The sequence below is a fragment of the Mesorhizobium sp. M8A.F.Ca.ET.161.01.1.1 genome, from assembly GCF_004792105.1.
Taxonomy (GTDB): domain Bacteria; phylum Pseudomonadota; class Alphaproteobacteria; order Rhizobiales; family Rhizobiaceae; genus Mesorhizobium.
This window is the reverse complement of the sequence record NZ_SRTD01000013.1, coordinates 1-19,501: the sequence shown is the minus strand read 5'-3', so window position 1 is coordinate 19,501 and position 19,501 is coordinate 1. Positions and strand designations below refer to the sequence as shown.

Genomic DNA, 19,501 nt, shown 5'->3' with positions numbered 1-19,501 from the left:
GCTTGAAATGATCGCCTGCGTGATGGCAATCCAAGAGGACGTCGTGCCGCCGACCGCCAACTATCGCGAGCCAGATCCCGCTTGCGACCTCGACATCACACCCAATGTGCCGCGCGAGCGCAAGGTGCGCGTCGCCATGAGCAACGCCTTCGCCATGGGCGGTACGAACGCAGTTCTGGCATTCAGGCAGGTGTAGAAGCCATGCAAGACGCCTCATTTGAGGTCACCTGTCGTATCTAGCTGCTTGAGGGGCGGGGCATTGTGATACAGGGAGAGCTGTGGGGTCCCTCCTTCTCGGCCTCGACGATGTGGAAGGAGCCTGTGCGGCGAAACGGGCTAGACGCCCCCAGGCCCAGAACTTGGGCGAAACCAACTCCCACCAAAGGACAGCCGGTTTAGTAGCCGAACAATGAAACCTCGCTCGACGAGCCGCCGTCTCTACTGTCTCCGGCCTCACGCGGTTGAAGCGAACAGCGCAGCAGCTACTGTTCCGCACAACTCGGATGGCAATTGGGACAAGTCCGCACATGTCGTCACGTACGCTGAACGCCGCAGGTACAGCCAAACTGGGGCGGGGCGTTTCTGCCGTTTTGATAGAATTCTATCAAACTGACAATTTTCCTTGCATAAATGCAAGGAGAGCTCGGTTGACTCCCCTCCTTTCTTGTCAAGGATGAGTTTGCAGGCTGCGGTGCGGCAGAAGCCGGACAGAACAGCGACCGGTCGAGTAAAGGCCTGCGCAAACCGCATATTGCGAGCGCCCGCGCGGAGGAAGACGCTCGTCCTGGTGAAAGGCAACGATGCTCAGGCGCCATTGCCATTTGCCGAGGGCGTCCGCGCGCCGAAAATTTCGAAGCAACAAAGGTGAGATCGAGAATGATGATGACGAAATACAACACAGCTCACCGTCCAGTGCAGTTCTACCGGCGGGTGGCGGAGTGGGATGGGCTGCCAAATGGAACGTAAAAAGATCAGCAAGGAGATGCTTGGCGATAGTCAGGCGCTGCGCAAGCTGCGTGAGCACCTTGTCAAGGTGGCCAAGGCGAAGACTACGGTCCTGTTGCGAGGTGAATCCGGAACCGGTAAGGAGCTGGTTGCCAAAGCCATTCACGAGCTCTCGCCTCGCGCCAAGCAGCCCTTCATCAAGGTCAATTGCGCGGCGCTCACCGAGACGCTTCTGGAATCTGACTTGTTCGGTCATGAGAAGGGTGCCTTCACCGACGCGAGCAGTTTGCGCAAGGGGCGCTTTGAGGCTGCCGACAAAGGCACATTGTTTCTGGACGAGATTGGCGAAATATCAGGTTCGTTCCAGGCTAAGCTGCTGCGTGTCCTGCAGGAGCAGGAGTTTGAGCGCGTCGGCAGCAACCACACCATTAAAGTTGATGTTCGCGTGATTGCCGCAACGAACAGGGACTTGGAAACGGCAGTTCAACGCAAGGAGTTCCGGCAAGACCTCTATTATCGCATCAACGTCGTCACTTTACGCGTGCCGGCATTGCGCGAAAGGCGAGGTGATATTCCGCTCTTGGCCGCTCAGTTTCTCAAGAATTTCAATACTGAGAATGATCACACGCTGACCTTCGCTCCCGAAGCGATTGAGGTGCTAATGAACTGCGAATTTCCAGGCAACATCCGAGAGCTCGAAAACTGCGTTCAACGGACGGCAGTTCTGGCGACGGGTCCATCAATCCTCAGAACTGACTTTGCCTGTTACGCGGATCAGTGCTTGGCCGCGGCGCTGTGGAAGAACGGACCGCCGACGTCAGAGAAGTCGACTACGATCCAGCCTTCCGCCGCCTGTGCCGCCCCGCCCGTCGGCGACGGGCAAGCGCCGATAGGCCCTGCCACGAGTCGTGGTAGGGTGCCCGATGCCGATACGGTCATTGCTGCCATGGAAAAGTGTGGCTGGGTGCAGGCAAAGGCGGCGCGCCTGCTCGGTTTGACCCCGCGCCAGATCGGCTACGTGCTGAGAAAACGCGGTATCGAGATCAAGCGTCTCTGAAACAACCCGCCGAGCAAGAGCTGGAGCAGGTCAAGCATTGGTGCTCTGGCGAGCCCATCGGCCAGGCTTACGAAGTGGGTGTGAACAGCGCTGCCAAGATTCCGGCCGTGTGCTTTCTACCACGTAGTCATACTGGGGCTCTGCGACTGACAAACTAAAAAGGAGTAATCCTATGGCTAGTAACTTCGCTCTACACCGCAAGGCAAATCAATTCGACGTGCCTGGATCCAGAAATAATCGATGTATTATTGGTGACACGCCAGCATGCGTAGAGGCGACGCGCAGATCTCCGCTGGCGGGACCTGGTCGATACATTAGCTGATGGCTTACCGCTCGATATCACGCAATCTGAGATGGGCATGAAAGTGAGTTCGACCGCTGGACAGTTGCCGACCTCGTCAGGTATTGGCCCCTGCGACCGGTTGATCTGCGATATCCAAATTCGCGGAAGTTGGTCGAGACGAAACTGTCGCCCCGGCTCGTGACCGACCGCGCGCCCGGCAAGACCGAGTTACAAAGTTGCCGAGGCAGTTTGATGTGCGTTCCTGCATCACTGTACGGGACACGACCTGACGGGAGACTATGATGCGTAGCCAAAAAGAAAAGATGCTCGCAGGCGAGTTTTACAATGCGGCGGATCCGGAGATCCAAGCTGACCTGTTGGCCACCGGGGCTTGGCTCAAGCGGTACAATGATACGCTGGGGCAGACCACGGGGCATTGGCATGAGCTTTTGTCCGAGCGGCTGGGAGAGGTTGGGCGCGGAACGGTCATCCGTCCGCCCTTTTTTTGCGACTACGGATTCAATATCCGCATTGGAGCCAATGCCTACATCAACTTCAACTGCGTTATTCTTGACGTGGTAGAGGTCAAAATCGGGCAAGGAACGGCAATTGGGCCTGCTGTGCAGATTTATACCGCCGATCATCCACATGATGCCGAGCAGCGGCAGGCCGGCCTGCAGGTCGGGCGTCCTGTTCACATTGGCAGCCGTGTCTGGATCGGCGGTGGAGCAATCATTCTGCCTGGCGTCACGATTGGTGATAATGCAGTGGTAGGCGCTGGCTGCGTGGTCACACGAGATGTTCCCGCCGGGGCAAAGGTAGTGGGAATTCCTGCTCGCGTGGCCGACCCACATAAACAGGCATAATCAACCTCGTTGACCCTGGAGGTGCATGCGAACTGTCGAAACTGTGCCGAATTTTTGTCGAAGCCATTGAGCGCTGCATATGTTGTCGCGACTCGGGCGCTTCAGTTCTTTTGCCACGGGGGTCACAAGATCATGTGCGTAATGCCGCCGCAACGTGCTCACGTCCCGCAGCAGCGGACCCTTTCACATCGCCCAACGAATTCAGAGCCTACGTTGTGCTGCCACTAGCATTACTACTCACGAATGTATTCCCAACTGAGTTTTCGCCCTTGGAGGCAAGCAGCGACTCACCAGCAATCGCCGGCCATTAATCCTGGCTAGCATCGACCCCGACGAGGCGAGCCGCGGCGTTGCGGATCGGCATGTCGATGACCGTGATTGCGCCTTCGGCAAGGAAACGACGTTCGTTTCTGGTCAGCGTAGCCGAATCGATCACCGCAAAATGTGGGCCAGTGGAGCGCTTCATCAGCTGTCTGGCATATGTGCGCAGCATCTGATCGTTGAAGCGGCAGCCCACGAAGAAAAAACCCCGGTTGACGCGCCGTTGCTTCACCGCGTCCGGGATCGGCGTCTGGATATCAATTTCGGTTAGGACTTCGACGTAATCGGAATCAGCCACGAGGAAGTTTGCCGCCGGCCTGACGCTGCCGTGCGGCGCATAGAGCACCGTCCTAGCCACTTGTTCGGCCTCGAGTTCTGTTCCTGACAAATCGTAAGTTCTCGTCCAGATGTTACCGATTCCGGTCGCGCGCGTCGTTCCTTGTATCTCGACAACGTCTGTTTGGCCGGCCTCTGCAAGGGCTGCTCGCATGGCGCCATCGTACCAGCTGTCGATGATGACAGACAGTTGAAGGGTTGCGAGCCAGGCGTGAAGAACGGTCGGCTCGGCGGGGGCTGCGAATATCTCCGCCATCCACGCTTGGAGAGTCCGACGATGTCGGCGCTGCTCGATAAACTGCGCGACCGACCACATATTGGTGCGAATCCTGGAAGGGGCAGGCGCCCGCTTGTTGAGGGCCGCGGCGACATCTTCAGGGGTGCAAGGTACAGGTGATTCCGGTGGGTTAAGCTGCAGAAGACCAGGACCGAGATAGGGGATCACTCGATCGGCCTTGAGAGCGCCGTTCAGCAGGTCAATCAGTTTTTTGGCAAAACTGCCCCGGACGACGACGAGATGGTCCCAGCTCAGCATCGTGTTCATACGCGTTTCCTCTCCGCCACTGAACCCACCGGCATCAGGCCCCGTCGGAAATCTTCATCGCCTCGACGGTGATCGGCAAACGCGTGTCGCGCGGAAGGTCGGGCAGCATGAGCCGCCAACCGTTCCTGAGCGTCACGGTCCCGCCCCATAAGTCAGCGTTCTCAATCTCGGTGATCGGCTCTTCGAGATCCTTCTTGGGGACATAAGCCGACAAGCCAGTAGCGGTCCTGCGAATCATTACTTTCATCCGGCTGTTCCCCCGTTGGAAATGCCTTCAGCTCCGCAGGGAACCTCGACTTTGTCGAGGCTAATGAGTTCGCGCGCTCGCATGCCGACGACCGTGCCACGATCGATCCATTCGACCGCATAGATGAAGAATTGCTGGAGAAAGGTTCCAATGTCGCGCACGTAGCCTTCGTCGCCCTTCCGCACGAGGTTTTCGCCGATCTCCTTGCCGGGATAGGTGCCGTCGTTTTTTATGTGGCGTATCGCACGGACCCGCTCACCCTGCATGAACCGTGGCGGTCTGCCGATTTCGACCTCCTGTTCGCGTCTGGACCACATGCTGTCCATTCCTTTCTCGAGGCTTTTGTTGTGGTCGCGGGTTGCAGGCGTCGTCGTGCGGCGAACCCGACCGTTTCGGTAGGAATCAAGCGGGAACGCAGGTTTTCGGTACCGGACAGACCGACACGCATTGCTGCGTATCGAAGGCCTCCTTGCATTCGGTGCACTTGTTTGGATCGATCACATAGGCGTCGCCCTTGAACTTGATCGCTTCCGAAGGACATTCGAACTCGCAGGCCCCGCATTGGGTACATTGGGATGCGATGATCTTTAAAGCCATTCTAACTCCTGGTTATCGGACGAGACGGCTCAGGCCGTCGCCGCTAGTGGTCTGATCCCAAACTCTGCCGCGTAAAGTGCGCTGACTGCGGTCTCGATGTAGTCATGGCCATAGGCGTCGGTTACGCGCAGTCCAGCTCGCGAGAGTTGTTCCTTCGGGCGATTTCCGATCTTGGCGCATAGCACTATGTGTATGCCTTCGAGCGCTGCGATGACGCCCTCGAGGATGGCGTCTTCGCCCCCGCCTCCGAGGCAATACCGCTCGACCTTCCGATGCCCGACCAAGCTGATCCCTCTAGGCGAGACTTCATAAACCTGGAATTCCTTCGCGTGGCCGAAGTGTTCGTTGACCCGTCCACCTCCCTTAGTGGCCACCGCAACCAGAAGCGACTTTTCGGAGTCTGTTGCCTTGACCATACCGATGGCCTCGCTCCTCGCCGCCTCATGATCACGGCGCTCGTGTGCGACCACCTGCCGATAGGCCTGACGCTTGCCAGCATCGTAGGCGACATCGTCGGGAATCCCGTCCAGCGTGAATTCCTGGCCACGATCTTCACCGAGCAGGCCGACAGCATCTGCCCGGCACTGCCGGCAGTGGCGCATCAACTTGGCGCCACCTTCAAGTCGATCCTGAAGAGCCATCATCTCCATTGCCGTTGGGCCGCGCTGCCCGATGAGTCCGTAGTGGGTACCGTGCGCCGGGTCCGAAATCAGAGGCATCACGTTGTGCAGAAACGCGCCCCGCTCCCTGACCATTTTGTTCACCTCAAACAGGTGCTGGTCGTTCACTCCAGGAATCATCACCGAGTTGATTTTGGTGAGGATGCCGCGCGCGCTCAGCATCTCCAGGCCCAGCATCTGCCGCGCGTGCAAGATTCGAGCGGCTTCGATGCCGAAGTAGCGGCGATTTTCATAAAAGATCCATGGATAGATCTTCGCGCCGACTTCCGGGTCGACCATGTTGATGGTGACCGTCACGTGATCAACATTCATTTCGGCAAGCTCGGCGACATGGTCCGGCAGCACGAGCCCATTAGTGGAGACGCACAGCTTTATGTCGGGGATTTCCCTGATGACGCGGTCGAGCGTTGCCTTCGTTTTCTCCCAATCGTAACAGGCATCCCCCGGCCCAGCGATGCCAAGAACCGAAAGCTGCGGAACTTTGTTGGCAACGGCGATGACCTTGCGTAGCGCTTGGTCGGGCGTCAACTTCTCAGACACAACACCAGGCCGGCTCTCGTTGGCGCAATCGTATTTGCGATTGCAATAGTTGCACTGGACATTGCAAGCCGGCGCGACCGCCACATGCATACGCGCGAAATAATGATGCGCTTCCTCCGAAAAGCAGGGGTGATCCTTGATCCTTTCCCAAATAGCCGGATCCCCTTCGCCCGGGCTGGTCGGCGACGAGCCGTAGGAGGACGATGCGCAGCCACCGGATTTCGCGGCTGCCAGAAAACCCTCGGATGTCGTGCTAGTCGGCCCCTCAATCGAAACTGTCGGTGAGGACATCAAACGGCTCCGTTGCTGGTAACGTCGCGGTTCAAGGTGCAAGAGCCATACCAACTGAAAAAAGCGGCTTCAGTTCACTATTCGGGTCGATATCGCATTGTGTCAGGCCGGCGCGACACAATTTTGTCCTGCTTGCGACAGTGCAAGTCCAAATCCGTTCAGAAGCACGAAGCACTCCTTGTCGCGCACAGGGCGCGCAAGACCACTGGCCTGACGATTGGCTCATCAGGCTCTTAGAATTTCCTTCACCTCGATACTATGCCGGCGTATCGCCTAGCCGACTTGTCGCAGCTTGAGGCCGAGAATTCGAGCCGCATTAGCCTGAACCCAGCCGGCCTTCTCCATTGTGTCGATCAGCCGTCACGCTCCGTCCGCCGCGGTCTCAGCCCCCGTCCGGCCGTATCGTTAGAATCGCAAGTGGCTATCTCGTGTTCAGGGGGCGCCGATGCGCCGAACCGGCATCGTGCTGGCCCGTGAGAGCTCGTCGATGACATTGCCACGTTCCGAAAGATTGGTTCCTTCCAGAGGAGAACGCCAAGCACGCAGTTCTCCGGCTCGGACGTTGCCGGGGAAATAGCATTGCGAGATCAGCTCAACTGCCGACGGCGCAAAGCCATGGTTCTCCATATTTCAAGGGTAAGCGCTGTGTCCTTCCAGGAGGACCCGCGATCTGTGGGCCTGCCGATTCTGAGGTGGATCGGAGATCGGCTTGTGTCTGAACTTGAACTTACGATTGACCCTGAGCGGCAGCCTCGGCGTTTTCGAGGGTGATCAACGGCGCTGTTGGTCGGCGGCATTGGTCGATGGACGACAAGGCACGGAGTCATTCCGAGACCCTGGAGCCGACGCGGTGATCTCGGAGGTTGCCCGGCGCTACGGGCTGCGGCCGCGGCGGAACGCTCGCAAGCTTGCGACGTCGGCAGGACAGGCCACTCCCGCCTAGTGGTTTCGGTGGCGCCACCGGAACGACCCGTTGGGCCTATCCGTGCACCAGAGCTCAAGGCCACGGCCTGAGAATCGGCCGCCGCTCACCCTACTTGGTTCCTCAGCCGACTGCGCTAAGAAGGAGAGCAACTTCCGTCGGCGCGAGGATCATTGCGTCGTGGCCAGTGGCGAGTTCCTGCCACGCCCAGCCATCCTGCTTCGCGACCCATTCTCGCGCTCCCGCCATCGGCGGGTGGAGTGGATTAGTGCAGACGACATAGGTTCGGGGTCTGCCGTTGCCGAGCGGGTGCTCGAGCTTAAGTCCGCTTTCGTAGGTGCCTGCCGGATGCGGTGTTATCCGGCGCCGCACCCAGTCCGTGAGCGAGTGTCCCTCGGGAATGCCGAATGCTGTTGGCGGCGGAGTCGGCATGAAGATACCCCGTCCTTCCTCCGCAACCAATTTTCGACGGGCCGCGACGATGTCGGGGGGCATGGTGCTGAATACACTTTGACCGCTCTCGACGATGGCGCTGTCGAGATAAACGAGATGGCTGATATGGTCGGGTATCCGGTCGGCGGCGCCGGTGATGCTGATGCCGCCTAGACTGTGACCGACAAGGATCACATCGCTCAGCTCTTCCGTCACAATGTGGTTGACGATGTCGGTCACGAATGTGTCGGGCGTGATGTCCTTGCACAGCAAACGTGCGCGTTCGCCGACACCTGGTCGGCGTGGTCACGTGGCATCCCATCTTGCGAAGATTGGCAGCCACGTCCCGCCAACACCATCCGCCATGCCAGGCACCATGCACTAGCACATACGTCTTTGCCATGGGTTGTGCCGTTCCACTTGCTCACCGGCCGTTGTGGCTGCCATCCGGCACGATGGCCGGGCGTTGTCCCAAAGGGGCTCGACCACGTGACCGGTGGTAAGTCCGGCGCACAGGGCAGCGCCGTGGCCTGAGGACACCGCTAACGAGTCAAGGAAATTTGAATTGCGAAAGGCCAATATTCACTAGCTCTTTGCAAGTGGATGGAGAGGCTCATGGTGTGCCGCAGTTGCTCGCTGCCGGCATGCTCTTGGCACGGTCCCGGCTGATCATCCGAACTTGAACAGGACACCAAAGCCGCCGCGCGGATAGTTCCACTCGATGTCGCCGCCTTTCTCGCACAATATCCGGCAGGTGCCGCATTCCATGCAGCCGTCGGCGGTGATCTCGACTTGACCCTTGTCATTCAACTCATAGCATTTCGCCGGACAGACGTAGGTCAACGCAAGCAAGTTCGCGCTTGGCTTGTCGTGCGGTCGCACTATAATATGGGGGCGGCCGGAATCGACCAGATAGCGGTTCTGGTAAAGTTTGTCCTCGACACGAACCTTCGTCACTGCGATCGTCATCTTGTACCCTCTTCAGCGCCATGCCAATGCCAGGCGGACCGCGTCGCTGACCAACCCCCAGCGCGAGCGCGCGTTGATGAAGGCGGCCGTGGTGTTCTTTTCCTTCTCGATCTTCGGCGTGCCGTCGACACGCATGAAGTTCTGAGCGGCATGCGACATCAGCCGCGGATAGCTGTCAAAAAAGTTGCTGGAATTGGTGTGGAGCAAGGCTGGCATGTCCTTGTATTTCTTAAGATCCTTGATCACAAAGGAGTCATCCAGCATCGTCTTGTAGAGCGCAAGGTTCGCTTTGGTCATAGGACCGTTGCGGCTTTTGACTTTGATGATCGCCTCAGCCGCGACACGACCCGAGGTCATGGCAAGGTTCGAACCCTCACGGTGAATGGCATTGTTCAGTTGCGCTGCGTCGCCGACGATGACCCAACCGTCGCCGAAGAGCTGCGGAATGGCCTTGTAACCACCTTCGGGGATAAGATGGGCGGCATATTCTTTCACCTCCGAGCCAGCGATCAGCGGCCGGATCGAAGGATGGTTTTTCATCGCATCCAGGAGGGCGGACGGGCTCTCCATCGTCGCGGCGAAATCCGAGACCAGGCAGCCGATGCCGAGTGATATCGACTCCTTGTTGGTGTAAAGGAAGCCGAGCCCGGCCATGCTGCGAGAGATCGTGCCCACGGCCTCGATTACGCAGCCTTCATCGCCCTTGACCCCGAACCGCTGGCCAATGACCTCTTCGGGCAAGAAATGCATTTCCTTGACGGCAAGCGCCACGGTCTCCGGCTTCGGCATCTCGCGCAGGCCTGCGCGAGTGCCAAGCAATCCCGACACCCCTTCTGCGAGAACGACCACATTCGCGAAGACCACTCCGCCAGCCCGGTCTGTGCGGACGCCGATCACCTTGCCATTGCCATCACGGACGAGTTCCGTCGCGGTCGTCTCACACAGGACCGTCGCGCCAGCCTCGCGCACCTTGCGGGAAAACCATTTGTCGAACTGGGCGCGAATGATCGTGTAGCGGTTGGGTTTCGCCTCATTGAAGTCGTCCGACCGGTAATGAATTCCGGTGTGAGACGTGTCGTCCAACACCCAAAGTCGCTGTTCGACCAGGTGCCGCTCGAGGGGCGCATCATCCCGGAAGTCCGGGATGATCTTCTCCAGCATGTTCGCGTACATTATGGCACCCTGGACGTTCTTAGAGCCCGGATATTCCCCGCGCTCCAACTGCAGTACCTTCAGCCCCTGGCTTGCCAAAGTGTAAGCAGCTGCGTTTCCAGACATGCCGGCTCCGACCACTATGGCATCGAATTGTTCAATCATGTCCTCTCCCTCAACTCGCAAGCTTGTCTCGACTGTGCGGCGACAGCCGCCGGGTGAAGGCTTCCGTCAGTGCGGGCAGGAAGCGGATTGCATCCGTGACGATCCCGAGGTGGGCGAACTCGAAAATCGGCGCGTTCGGATCGGTGTTGATCGCGACGATGAGATCGGCCCCCTCGACCCCAACTCGGTGCTGGATGGCGCCGGAAATTCCGGCCGCGATGTAAAGCTTCGGTCGAATGGTCTTGCCAGTTTGTCCAATCTGTCGATCAGCCGGCATCCAGCCCTTCTGGACCAAGGGGCGCGAACAGCCATGCTCGGCGCCGATCGCTCGGGCAAGATTCTTCACAAGCTGAAGGTTCTCCGCCGCTCCGAGACCGAGGCCTCCCGCAACCACGACATCCGCATAGGCAAGATTTGCCATTGCCGACTGGTTATCCGGTAGGAAGCCGAGGACTTTGGTGACGATATCGTCCTCAACGAGCGACAGCTTGTGCCGCATGACACGCCCGACCGGCTTATCCACCCGTTGCGGCATAGGCATGACCCTTGGTCGCACCGTCGCCATTTGCGGCCGGTAATTTAGTGTATAGATCGTACACAACAATGAGCCACCAAAAGTCGGACGGGTCGCGGCGAGTGAACCGTCGGAATCTACATCAAGTTCGGTGCAGTCGGCCGTGAGCCCCGTCTGCAGGGTCGTCGCTACCGAGCCTGCAAGATCCCTGCCCAGTGTGGTCGCGCCGAGAAGGAGGATTTCGGGTTTATGGGTATTGACCAGATCCGTGAGCGCCTTGGCGAACGGCTCGTTCCGGTAGTCGGCGAGCGGCGGCGCATCGACGATGTAGACAAGATCCGCCCCGTAAGCGAAGGCCTCGGCAACAGCGTCCTCGACCATCTCGCCCGGCGGTCCCAGCACGACGCCCGCGAGCTGGACTTCAAGCTTGTCGGCCAATTTGCGGCCTTCGCCCAGCAGTTCGAATGATACAGGATGCACATTGCCGCGTTCGAGCTCGAGGAAGACCCACACGTGCCGGTAGTCTTTGAAATGGTCGGGAAGTTCTTTCTTTACACCGGCACGGCCGGGGGCAATGCGAGGGGTGGTTTGGCTTGCGGTCGACATTTTCTGCTCCTGGCCGTCACGTGCCGCTGTTGAAGGCCAGCTCATGTTCCAGCGCCGGCCGGCGGGTTAAGATATCGGCGATGAGTTCATCGGCTATGTCCTGCAAGCCCCTTTCCGCGGTGTCGATCTGCGCCGCCCTTTCTGCCCGTGCGGTGGGGGCGAAAACACGCTTGACGACTGTAGGCGAGCCACGCAGACCGCACCGGGTGAGATCGTCAATGCCGGCGTCGGCTGCAGTCCACTTCACGACTTGCCTGCGCGCCGCGCACAGAGCCTGCTGGAGCGAGCCCCGGCGGATTTCGTTGGTGTCTTCCAGCATGGTAATGAGGCAAGGGAGTCTGCTCTTCAGCAACTGGGTGCCGCCTTCGGCGCGACGCGCGACTTCGATCTCTCGCGTATCGAGATCGATGGAGGCAATCTTCGCGACATAGGTAAGTTGCGATAAATCTAGGCGCTTGGCTATGCCCGGTCCGACCTGGGCGGTATCGCCGTCAATCGTCTGCTTGCCGGTGAAGACGATGTCCGGCCTGCCGAAAGTCTCCCCAATTTTTGCGATTGCTTGCGAAAGAGCAAAGGAAGTCGCCAGCGTATCGGATCCGGCAAAATAGCGGTCCGTCAAGAGAACTGCTCGGTCAGCACCGTAACCGAGCGCCTTTCGCAGCGAGTCCTCCGCCATGGGCGGACCCATTGTGAGCACAGTAACCTCGCCACCATGAACGTCGCGCAGTTTGAGCGCTTCTTCGAGGGCGAACAGGTCGTAAGGATTGATGATGGTCGGAACACCCTGACGCATGATCGTGTTCGTCACCGGGTGCACGCGGATCTGTGCCGAATCCGGCACCTGCTTGATGCAGATTACGATATGCATTGGCGGTTTCTCTAAGCTCCCAGTCCGGATTCGTGCTTGGCGGTTCGCCTCATTGCCTGCATCGTTCATGCCAAGTCGTCTTCCTGCCTCTATTCCAGAAGGTGGCTTCGTTTGCTTCCGAGGAGGCGTCATGAGGACTGGATTTGTCGACTTCTCGACATTGTCGCGTCGCAGCCGTGTCGGGCTCATTACTTTCCGAACCGCTTCAGTGCAGAGTCGAGCGGGACGAAGGCGCGGCCAGGTGCGGGACATATGTTTGGATCGTGGTCCCTTAGCACCTTGAACACACGTTGCGTGAGCGGCGAGGAAGTCGCGAAATCTTCGTAGGCGCGTTCCAGCTTGGCGCGCACCCGCGCGGCGATTACCTGGTTAGGCAGACCGGAGAAATCTTCTTCGGCAAGGTATTGGCCCACGCGCTTCATGATATGGAGCCGCGAGACATTCATCACTTTCGGGTCGTAGGAGACGCCAAGGCAGGCGAAGAAGTCCTCCGCGGCCGACAGGCCCTTCAGTCGCGCTAGGATATCGGTGCGATCGATCGGGCGGCTATCAGCGGAGCAGTTCATTGTATTCTCCCGGCGCGTAATTGTGGTGTCGATGCATTGGTGACATTGCTGACGGCGTGCCGACCTCTGGCACGGCGGCTGGGCAAGAGACTTGGCGATCTCAAGCTTTTCTGAAGTGGTGAAGGCGACCCCGAGTTTGACTGCTCTCCATTGCGCAGGGTCGTCACGTTGAGGAAGACCTCACGGCTCGTCGGCTATTGTGCCGCTCGGACCCGGGCCGGAATGAAGCTGTTCTGCACCTCGCCCGCACAGTCCAGCACTGGGAACGGCCCGTAGCTTCTCGGTGATCGCAGGCAGGACCTCAAGCACGCGGTCTACGTCATCTTCGCCGTTGTCACGCGACAAGGAGAAGCGGACTGCCCCACATGCCGCGTTCATAGCGATCAGAACATGGCTCGGTTCCAGTGAGCCAGAGGCACAGGCGGACCCGGCGGAACAGGCGATTCCCAGCCGGCTCAGGACAATTGGAATTGCATCGCCTTCGATACCTTCGAATCCAATGTTTGCAGTGTTTGGCAATCGCTCTTGCGGATCGCCGTTGATGGATGTGTTTGGGATGCGCTGGATGATCCCGTTCTCAAGGCGGTCGCGCAACCATTTTATTCGTTTTGTCTCGTCCATGAATTTCAAGGCGAGTTCGGCCGCCATGCCCAGTCCGACTATGCCGGGTGTGTTTTCAGTGCCTGCACGCCGGTCGCGCTCTTGGTGCCCACCCTTGATCATGGAGGAGAAGCGCACGCCACGTCTTACATAAAGCGCGCCTATCCCCTTTGGACCATGCAGCTTGTGGGCGGAGAGCGACAGCATGTCGATCGCGGTCGATTTCAGCTCAATCGGAAGCCTTCCGACCGCCTGCACTGCATCAGTGTGGAAAAGCGCGCCGACTTCCCTGGCTAGATCGGCAAGCTTAACCACGGGAAAGATCGTACCGGTCTCATTGTTCGCCCACATTATCGAGACGATTGCCACTTGTGGAGTGAGAGCGGTTCTGTAGGCGTCCAGGTCGAGCCGGCCGTGGTGATCGACTGGGATAATGTGCACCTTGACGCCGCGCGTCTTTTCAAGGTGCGCGCACAACTTCAGAACGGCCGGATGTTCAACCGCGGAAGTCACTATTTCCGTTCGGTCGGGCATCACCTCCAGCGCCGAAAGGATGGCTGTACTGTCGCTTTCAGTCCCGCCCGAGGTGAAGATGATCTCGTCCTCGAATCCCGCGCCGATGAGGGCTTGCAACTGTTGCCTCGCCTTTCTCACGGCTTCAGCAACCGATGCGCCATAGGCGTGCATGGACGAATGATTGCCAAATTGCTCCGTAAAGAAAGGCAACATCGCTCCAACGACTGCAGGATCAACCCGCGTCGTTGCGTTGTTGTCGAGATAGACAGGGTTCATGGGAGTGATCCTTCAACTGCTGAAATGATTCAAGGGTAGGCGGGCCATTGAACCTCTGGCGCATATCGTATCTGGTAAGGTGGGCGGCCGGGCGAGCGATGGCTTGGCTGACCGGTCGCTGTCGACATTGCCCTTTGGTGGCGGCATCTGCCGGGAATTCAGCTGTTTCGGGCAATTTTGTTTGCTTGCCCACGGCAACGATCGATGATCGCGATTTGGCGCATCACCGAACGCAATTGTTCCGGGCCGACAGTGCGTGTCGGCCGGTTCCAGAGCGCCGGCGGTGCCGGTTCGACGCAGTATTCCTTGGCGTCGCTATAGTCGAACATAGCCTGTTCCCTCGCAATCATTTGCAGGACTTGCCGCAGCCGCACGTCTCACGCGCATTGGGGTTATCGAAAACAAAGCCGGATGTTTCGAGCCCAGTGACGAAGTCCACGGTCATGCCGGCTGCATGGGGTTGGGAGCCTCTATCCATGAACACCTTGAGCCCATCTCGCTCGATGATCGCATCGCCCTCACGTGAGACGCTCTCCAGGCCCATTGAGTATTGGAAGCCGGCGCAGCCGCCGGCATGGACCATGATGCGAAATCCTTCCGCCGGCTCGCTGGCGCGGTAAAGAGCGGCCTTGATGGCGGCAACAGCGTTGTCGGTGAGCGTAATCATGGCTCGATTTCTCCTCGGTCCGACGTTTTCGCGGATCATCTCGCATGGACCGTGCCAAAGGGAAGACGTGTCAAAAACCGTAGGACATCCCGACGTCTCTTATGCTCGATTGCTGGGGAGACGTCCGACAACCGACACTTACTGTCGGATTTGTCGCGTCCGCGTCACAGGAAGGGCGCCTGAGTTCGCGATGCACTCACGCGTAAAGCAATGAACAGAGCCAAAGATGTTCAGAGCTTGCCGCGGAGCAACTGGCACGATTTTTGTGAAGCCTTCGTTGCGGCGGCAAAATTGCCGGCCGATTCACCTTTGGGTTGCCCTCGCAATCGAAGAACGAAGGAGAGCAATATGATCCATCAGACCCGCCTTGAGTGGGAAAGCAGCACCGCCGGTGGTACCCGAATGCTCGATCGGCCGATTGGCGCCGACCACCCAACAATCGCTCTCTACCGGCGATTGGCCGCTGACCGCCCGGAGACAGGATTCGACTGGCATGTGCCTGACGATCGATCGCGTCCGCCGTGCACACCCCTGAGGCCCGTTTTTCGATCGATCGTCAAAAGAAGAACGGGGCAGGGGTAAAAACATGGATCAGCGCAAGAAGCGGTCGCCCAACGAAATCCGGCGTGCGTGGGAAGTCTGTCCGAACATTCCCGCGCGTGATTTCGCAGCCCAATTGGCCATTTCGGAAGCGGAACTGGTCGCGGCCCATTGCGGTTTCGGCGCGGCACGCATCGACCCGCGCGTCAATCACGTTCTGACGGGCCTCGAATTCGTGGGCGAAGTGACGGCGCTGACCCGCAATCAAGGTGCCGTGCACGAAAAGATTGGCGTCTTCAACAGAGTGATAACCGGCAACAATCACGCCATGGTCCTTGGTGACGAATTCGACCTTCGCGTCTTCCCGCAAGCTTGGAGGTATGGTTTCGCTGTTGAAAGGCGCCATCGCGGCGGAATCCAGCGCAGTTTGCAATTCTTCGACGCCACCGGCGCAGCAGTGCATAAGGTGCATCTCAGGCCGGTCTCCAACCTTCATGCCTATCGAAAGCTGGTGGCCGAGCTCGTATCCGCCAACCAGGAGCCGACCATGTCGCTTAAGGCGAGAGTAGCCGACCTGGGCGCGAGGACTGCGGACTGGGCCGGCACGGTGGACGACCTACGCGAGCACTGGAGCCGGCTGACTGACGTCAACCTTCTAAAGACGCTCAAGCTCAGCCGCTGCCAGGCTTTGCGCATGGTCGGCCAGGATTACGCTTGGCTGCTCGACAATGCCGCAGTTGGCGCCGTGCTCCAGCGTGCGGCCGAAGACGAATTGCCGATCATGTGCTTCGTCGGCAACCGAGGTTCTATCCAGACCCATTCCGGCTTAATCAAGTCGGTCAAGCAGATCGGGCCGTGCATCCATGTGCTGGACGAAACGTTCCGGCTGCATCTCAGGACCCACCAAATCCGTGAGGTTTGGGCCGTGCGCAAGCCGACCAATGACAGTCACGTCACCTCGCTCGAAGCATATGGGTCCGACGGCAAGATCATCATCCAGTTGTTCGGTGCGCGCAAGGAAGGCGAACGCGAGCGCGACGACTGGCGGGTTCTGGCGGAAAACCTGCCTCGTTTCCCCGACAGCTACATGAGAAAAGACCGATCGTCGTCGGTGGGACGCCGGCGCCCATCTGCCTCCGCAGCCAGTAGCCGGGCATTGAAGCCGAGACCGGGGACACGATGACGCAATAAGCGCGCTGTATTATCGCAACGCGATGAGCAGGAAGCAATTTGGCGCTGCCCCATCGACCGCATGGTTACGACGAAGCCGCGGCCTTTGGGCCGAGCTCAGAGGTGGCAATAGCGTGAACGCCGCCGACCGTCACTCCCCACCAGGCGGTCAGGTTTTGCGGTTCGGGCCGAGCAAAAATACTGTCAAGACAGCGAGGAACGTGGCAACCGCGCTGTAGACAAAGACACTGGCAATACCCGTGTGATCCACCAATAGGCCACCGAAAGTTGTGCCGGCTGCGATGGCCACTTGGAAGGTTATGACCATCAGTACACCAGCGCTCTCGGCCTGTTTCGGAGCGGCGCGTAGCACCATCCATGTCTGCAATCCGACCGGGACCGCGCCAAAAGCAAAGCCCCATACGGCAACTGCAATTGCCGAGGTCAAGGCCGATGCTCCCATAGTCAGGAGCGAGACAGCGGCTACGGCAATGAGCAGGGGCGGCAGGGCCGCGACCGCCTTGAGACTGTGTTTGGTGAGGAATGCGCCGGCTAAATTGCCGAAGACGCCGGCCGTGCCAAAAGCAAGGAACACGAGCGGGATTGACTTCTTTTCGAGCGCAGGAACGCTCTCGAGAAAGGCGCGGATGTAGGCGAAGCTGGCAAAATGGCCGGAAGCGACCAATAGCACGACTAGCACCGCAACCTTCATCGCCGGATTCTTCGCGACATCCAGCGGACTGCGGAATCTGCGCACTTCGATCGGAGGCAGTGGCGGAATGGTTACGAGTTGCACGAGCAGCGCAACGGCACTCACGATTGCGGCGACCTTGAACGAGGCTCGCCATCCCCAAATGTCACCGACATAAGCGCCGATTGGAGCCGCGCAGACGGAGGCGACAGAAACGCCGGTGAGGATGATCGACATGGCGCGCGGCATGAGGTGACTTGGAACCAGCCGCATCGCCAACGCTGCCGAAATAGACCAAAAACCACCAAGCGATATGCCAAGGACGACGCGTGCCGCCAGCAAAACCGGCAGCGACCCCGCAACCTCTGCCAGAACGTTCGACAGGATCAGCAGGAGCGTCATCGCCCAGATGACGACCCTGCGGTCCAGACGCTTTGTCACGATGGCGATTATCGGTGCCGAGATCGCCGCGACGATTGCGGTCGCTGTTAGCGCCTGTCCAGCCGTGCCCGTGGTGATACGGAGATCATGCGCGAGCGGTGTCAGAACGCTGGCGGGCAGAAACTCTGCCGTCACAAGCCCGAAGGTGCCGAAGGAAAGCGAAATGATGGCACCCCATGCAGGGCCAGAACGTTGATAGGGACTTTCTGGGTCAAGCCGATCTCGGTCGAACAAAGCCGCGTCCACTAAATCTGTCGCCGATTCGGTCATGAATGAGTTCTCCGGCTAGGAGCTGTTGCAGCAGGGGTGGCTACATCGCCGGGGATCAAAGCCGCGAGACCTTCCGGCGGCGGCCAGTCGGCATCAGTCGAGGCCTCGGCGCCCGACGCATCCGAGGCCTCATCGGAGGGCCGACGGACCCAACCGTCGACAATGCGGGAGAGTTCTCGGCGCGGTCGCATCGATCGCATTCGTCGAAGTGCGGTCTGTTCACTGCGAACCAAGCAAGCCGAACGCGGTGTCCTCGATCGAGGCCTTGATGGGGGGATGATCGACGATCTCTATATTGCTTTGAAGCAGGAAGTTCCGTCGCCATATGTGGTTATCCTGGCAGCCAGAATTGAGCGGTTGTCGCAAGCACCAAGGCGGTCGCAATGAGTGCAACGAGGCGGAAGTCTGATCGATGGCTGCGGTTCGATGGCCGCGCGATCGACAAAATTGAGGTGATGAGTTATCCCTTTTGAAGCCGTTGCTCCCAATTCTGGGATAAGGTAATTGCAGGCGGTCCCAGCAACGTCGGGCGGCCTTTTTGGTGATCGAATTCATGGGACGACACTCTCGGTCCGTGACGCATCTGCGAATGACTCCGCAAGTTCCGTGCCATCAACGACAAATCTGGCTCTGCTGAGCGGGTGGTGGAGGCACGAGCGTGGGCTATCCCAAGAGCTTGCCGCAAGGTTGTTCGAAGTTGAGGTGCCGGATAGACCGCAAATATGTCGGGCGGCCTGGGGTTGGCCAACACGAAGATGCGCAAGTTCAAAAGGACGAGCTGAACCCTTGCCGATATCCATCCGAGGCTGATCTGGAGAAGGTCAAGAACTGCGTCTTGAAGGCTTCCGCCGCACCGGCAAATGCTAAGCCAAGGTGCTGGGCAAGATGGACAGGGCCATCCAACCCGTCGACTGGACGCTCATTAATGGCGTCGGTGTGGCTCTGTAGCTGGCGAGAAAAACGCCCTGCTGAAAGACAAAAGCTCGTGTGGCCGGCTCTGAAGGACGGCCAGTGAGGCAGGCGAGGAGAGGCTATAGCCCATTCGTGTAGACTGATCTTGTCCCACGGAGGCGGCTAACCACCCCGCCAGACATCATCGAGGGGAGCGCCACTAGGCTTACCCCAAGTGTTGGTCATTTCCACCTGGGTGACCTCGGCCAAGTCACCAAGCCGCTTAGAGCAAGCTTTCGAACTGGATGCTCCCCGGGCACATGATCGGCTAGCTGTGAGCTTTCGGGAGGTTGTCCATTCGGACCGGACCGAGGAGACTGGAGTTACCACGCTTCAGCATCCATCGGAGGATCCGAATGAACATCCATAAGAATGCCCGTCTCACACCGCTGCGTCGAGAGGAGATGGCGCTGTCGGTGATAGAAGGCGCTTTCTCCAAAGCCCATGCGGCGCGTGTCTACGGCGTGTCGGCCAAGAT

General features: G+C 59.0%; 18 protein-coding genes and 3 pseudogenes. 5 read left to right on the top strand and 16 right to left on the bottom strand.

The genetic code is table 11. The features are described 5' to 3' along the window. From EN804_RS25785 to EN804_RS25775, 3 genes and pseudogenes are all read left to right on the top strand, one after another. A pseudogene (locus EN804_RS25785) lies at positions 1–196 on the top strand (beta-ACP synthase); the annotation flags it as partial. Positions 197–958: 762 nt separating this feature from the next. Further along, a pseudogene (gene nifA / locus EN804_RS25780) lies at positions 959–2,002 on the top strand (nif-specific transcriptional activator NifA); the annotation flags it as partial. A 582-nt stretch (positions 2,003–2,584) separates the two neighbouring features. Then, positions 2,585–3,151, top strand: a complete 567-nt coding sequence (locus tag EN804_RS25775; RefSeq protein WP_024505228.1) for a sugar O-acetyltransferase — start codon at positions 2,585–2,587, stop codon at positions 3,149–3,151. 307 nt (positions 3,152–3,458) lie between these two features. On the opposite strand, the gene EN804_RS25770 is transcribed toward EN804_RS25775, so the two are convergent. The 15 genes from EN804_RS25770 to EN804_RS25705 form a co-directional block, all read right to left on the bottom strand. After that, positions 3,459–4,352: an SIR2 family protein gene (locus EN804_RS25770; RefSeq protein ID WP_024505229.1), complete on the bottom strand. Its 894-nt coding sequence runs from the start codon at positions 4,350–4,352 to the stop codon at positions 3,459–3,461. A 34-nt stretch (positions 4,353–4,386) separates the two neighbouring features. Then, entirely contained in the window at positions 4,387–4,599 is a 213-nt protein-coding gene (nifT, locus tag EN804_RS25765) for a putative nitrogen fixation protein NifT (RefSeq protein WP_024505230.1), read from the bottom strand. Continuing rightward, positions 4,596–4,916 (bottom strand): nitrogen fixation protein NifZ, encoded by a 321-nt coding sequence (locus tag EN804_RS25760; protein WP_024505231.1) that lies wholly within the window; start codon positions 4,914–4,916, stop codon positions 4,596–4,598. The genes nifT and EN804_RS25760 overlap by 4 nt, the downstream gene beginning before the upstream one ends. 85 nt (positions 4,917–5,001) lie before the next feature. Continuing rightward, positions 5,002–5,196 carry a 4Fe-4S binding protein gene (locus tag EN804_RS25755; protein WP_024505232.1) on the bottom strand — a complete coding sequence of 65 codons (195 nt, stop codon included), beginning with the start codon at positions 5,194–5,196 and terminating at the stop codon, positions 5,002–5,004. A gap of 29 nt (positions 5,197–5,225) precedes the next feature. Beyond that, positions 5,226–6,707, bottom strand: a complete 1,482-nt coding sequence (gene nifB / locus EN804_RS25750; protein WP_024505233.1) for a nitrogenase cofactor biosynthesis protein NifB — start codon at positions 6,705–6,707, stop codon at positions 5,226–5,228. A gap of 273 nt (positions 6,708–6,980) precedes the next feature. After that, on the bottom strand, positions 6,981–7,052 hold the full coding sequence (locus tag EN804_RS37685; protein ID WP_245467364.1) for a helix-turn-helix domain-containing protein: 72 nt from the start codon (positions 7,050–7,052) through the stop codon (positions 6,981–6,983). A 700-nt stretch (positions 7,053–7,752) separates the two neighbouring features. Then, entirely contained in the window at positions 7,753–8,334 is a 582-nt protein-coding gene (locus tag EN804_RS25740) for an alpha/beta fold hydrolase (protein WP_287152319.1), read from the bottom strand. A 396-nt stretch (positions 8,335–8,730) separates the two neighbouring features. Next, the gene (locus tag EN804_RS25735) at positions 8,731–9,030 is read right to left on the bottom strand and encodes a ferredoxin family protein (protein ID WP_024505235.1); all 300 of its coding nucleotides are present in this window, start codon (positions 9,028–9,030) and stop codon (positions 8,731–8,733) included. A gap of 12 nt (positions 9,031–9,042) precedes the next feature. After that, a complete protein-coding gene (locus tag EN804_RS25730) occupies positions 9,043–10,347 on the bottom strand; it encodes an FAD-binding protein (RefSeq protein ID WP_126080604.1) in 1,305 nt (434 codons plus the stop codon). Between the two features lie 10 nt (positions 10,348–10,357). Further along, positions 10,358–11,467: an electron transfer flavoprotein subunit alpha/FixB family protein gene (locus EN804_RS25725; RefSeq protein WP_126063815.1), complete on the bottom strand. Its 1,110-nt coding sequence runs from the start codon at positions 11,465–11,467 to the stop codon at positions 10,358–10,360. A gap of 16 nt (positions 11,468–11,483) precedes the next feature. After that, positions 11,484–12,335: an electron transfer flavoprotein subunit beta/FixA family protein gene (locus EN804_RS25720; RefSeq protein WP_126063816.1), complete on the bottom strand. Its 852-nt coding sequence runs from the start codon at positions 12,333–12,335 to the stop codon at positions 11,484–11,486. Positions 12,336–12,523: 188 nt separating this feature from the next. Further along, positions 12,524–12,901: a nitrogenase stabilizing/protective protein NifW gene (gene nifW / locus EN804_RS25715; protein ID WP_024505239.1), complete on the bottom strand. Its 378-nt coding sequence runs from the start codon at positions 12,899–12,901 to the stop codon at positions 12,524–12,526. A gap of 180 nt (positions 12,902–13,081) precedes the next feature. Then, entirely contained in the window at positions 13,082–14,293 is a 1,212-nt protein-coding gene (nifS, locus tag EN804_RS25710; protein ID WP_126063817.1) for a cysteine desulfurase NifS, read from the bottom strand. Positions 14,294–14,451: 158 nt separating this feature from the next. Beyond that, positions 14,452–14,622 (bottom strand): hypothetical protein, encoded by a 171-nt coding sequence (locus tag EN804_RS37680; RefSeq protein WP_165349961.1) that lies wholly within the window; start codon positions 14,620–14,622, stop codon positions 14,452–14,454. A gap of 17 nt (positions 14,623–14,639) precedes the next feature. Continuing rightward, the gene (locus tag EN804_RS25705) at positions 14,640–14,960 is read right to left on the bottom strand and encodes an iron-sulfur cluster assembly accessory protein (RefSeq protein WP_029356570.1); all 321 of its coding nucleotides are present in this window, start codon (positions 14,958–14,960) and stop codon (positions 14,640–14,642) included. Between the two features lie 586 nt (positions 14,961–15,546). On the opposite strand from EN804_RS25705, the pseudogene EN804_RS25700 reads away from it, so the two are divergent. After that, positions 15,547–16,578 (top strand): annotated as a pseudogene (locus EN804_RS25700) (ChuX/HutX family heme-like substrate-binding protein); the annotation flags it as partial. Between the two features lie 261 nt (positions 16,579–16,839). Here the strand turns inward: EN804_RS25700 and EN804_RS25695 are convergent. Continuing rightward, positions 16,840–18,072 (bottom strand): MFS transporter, encoded by a 1,233-nt coding sequence (locus EN804_RS25695; protein WP_126063819.1) that lies wholly within the window; start codon positions 18,070–18,072, stop codon positions 16,840–16,842. A 1,307-nt stretch (positions 18,073–19,379) separates the two neighbouring features. On the opposite strand from EN804_RS25695, the gene EN804_RS25690 reads away from it, so the two are divergent. After that, the coding region (locus tag EN804_RS25690; protein ID WP_245474027.1) for a leucine zipper domain-containing protein at positions 19,380–19,501 on the top strand (122 nt) is incomplete at its 3' end.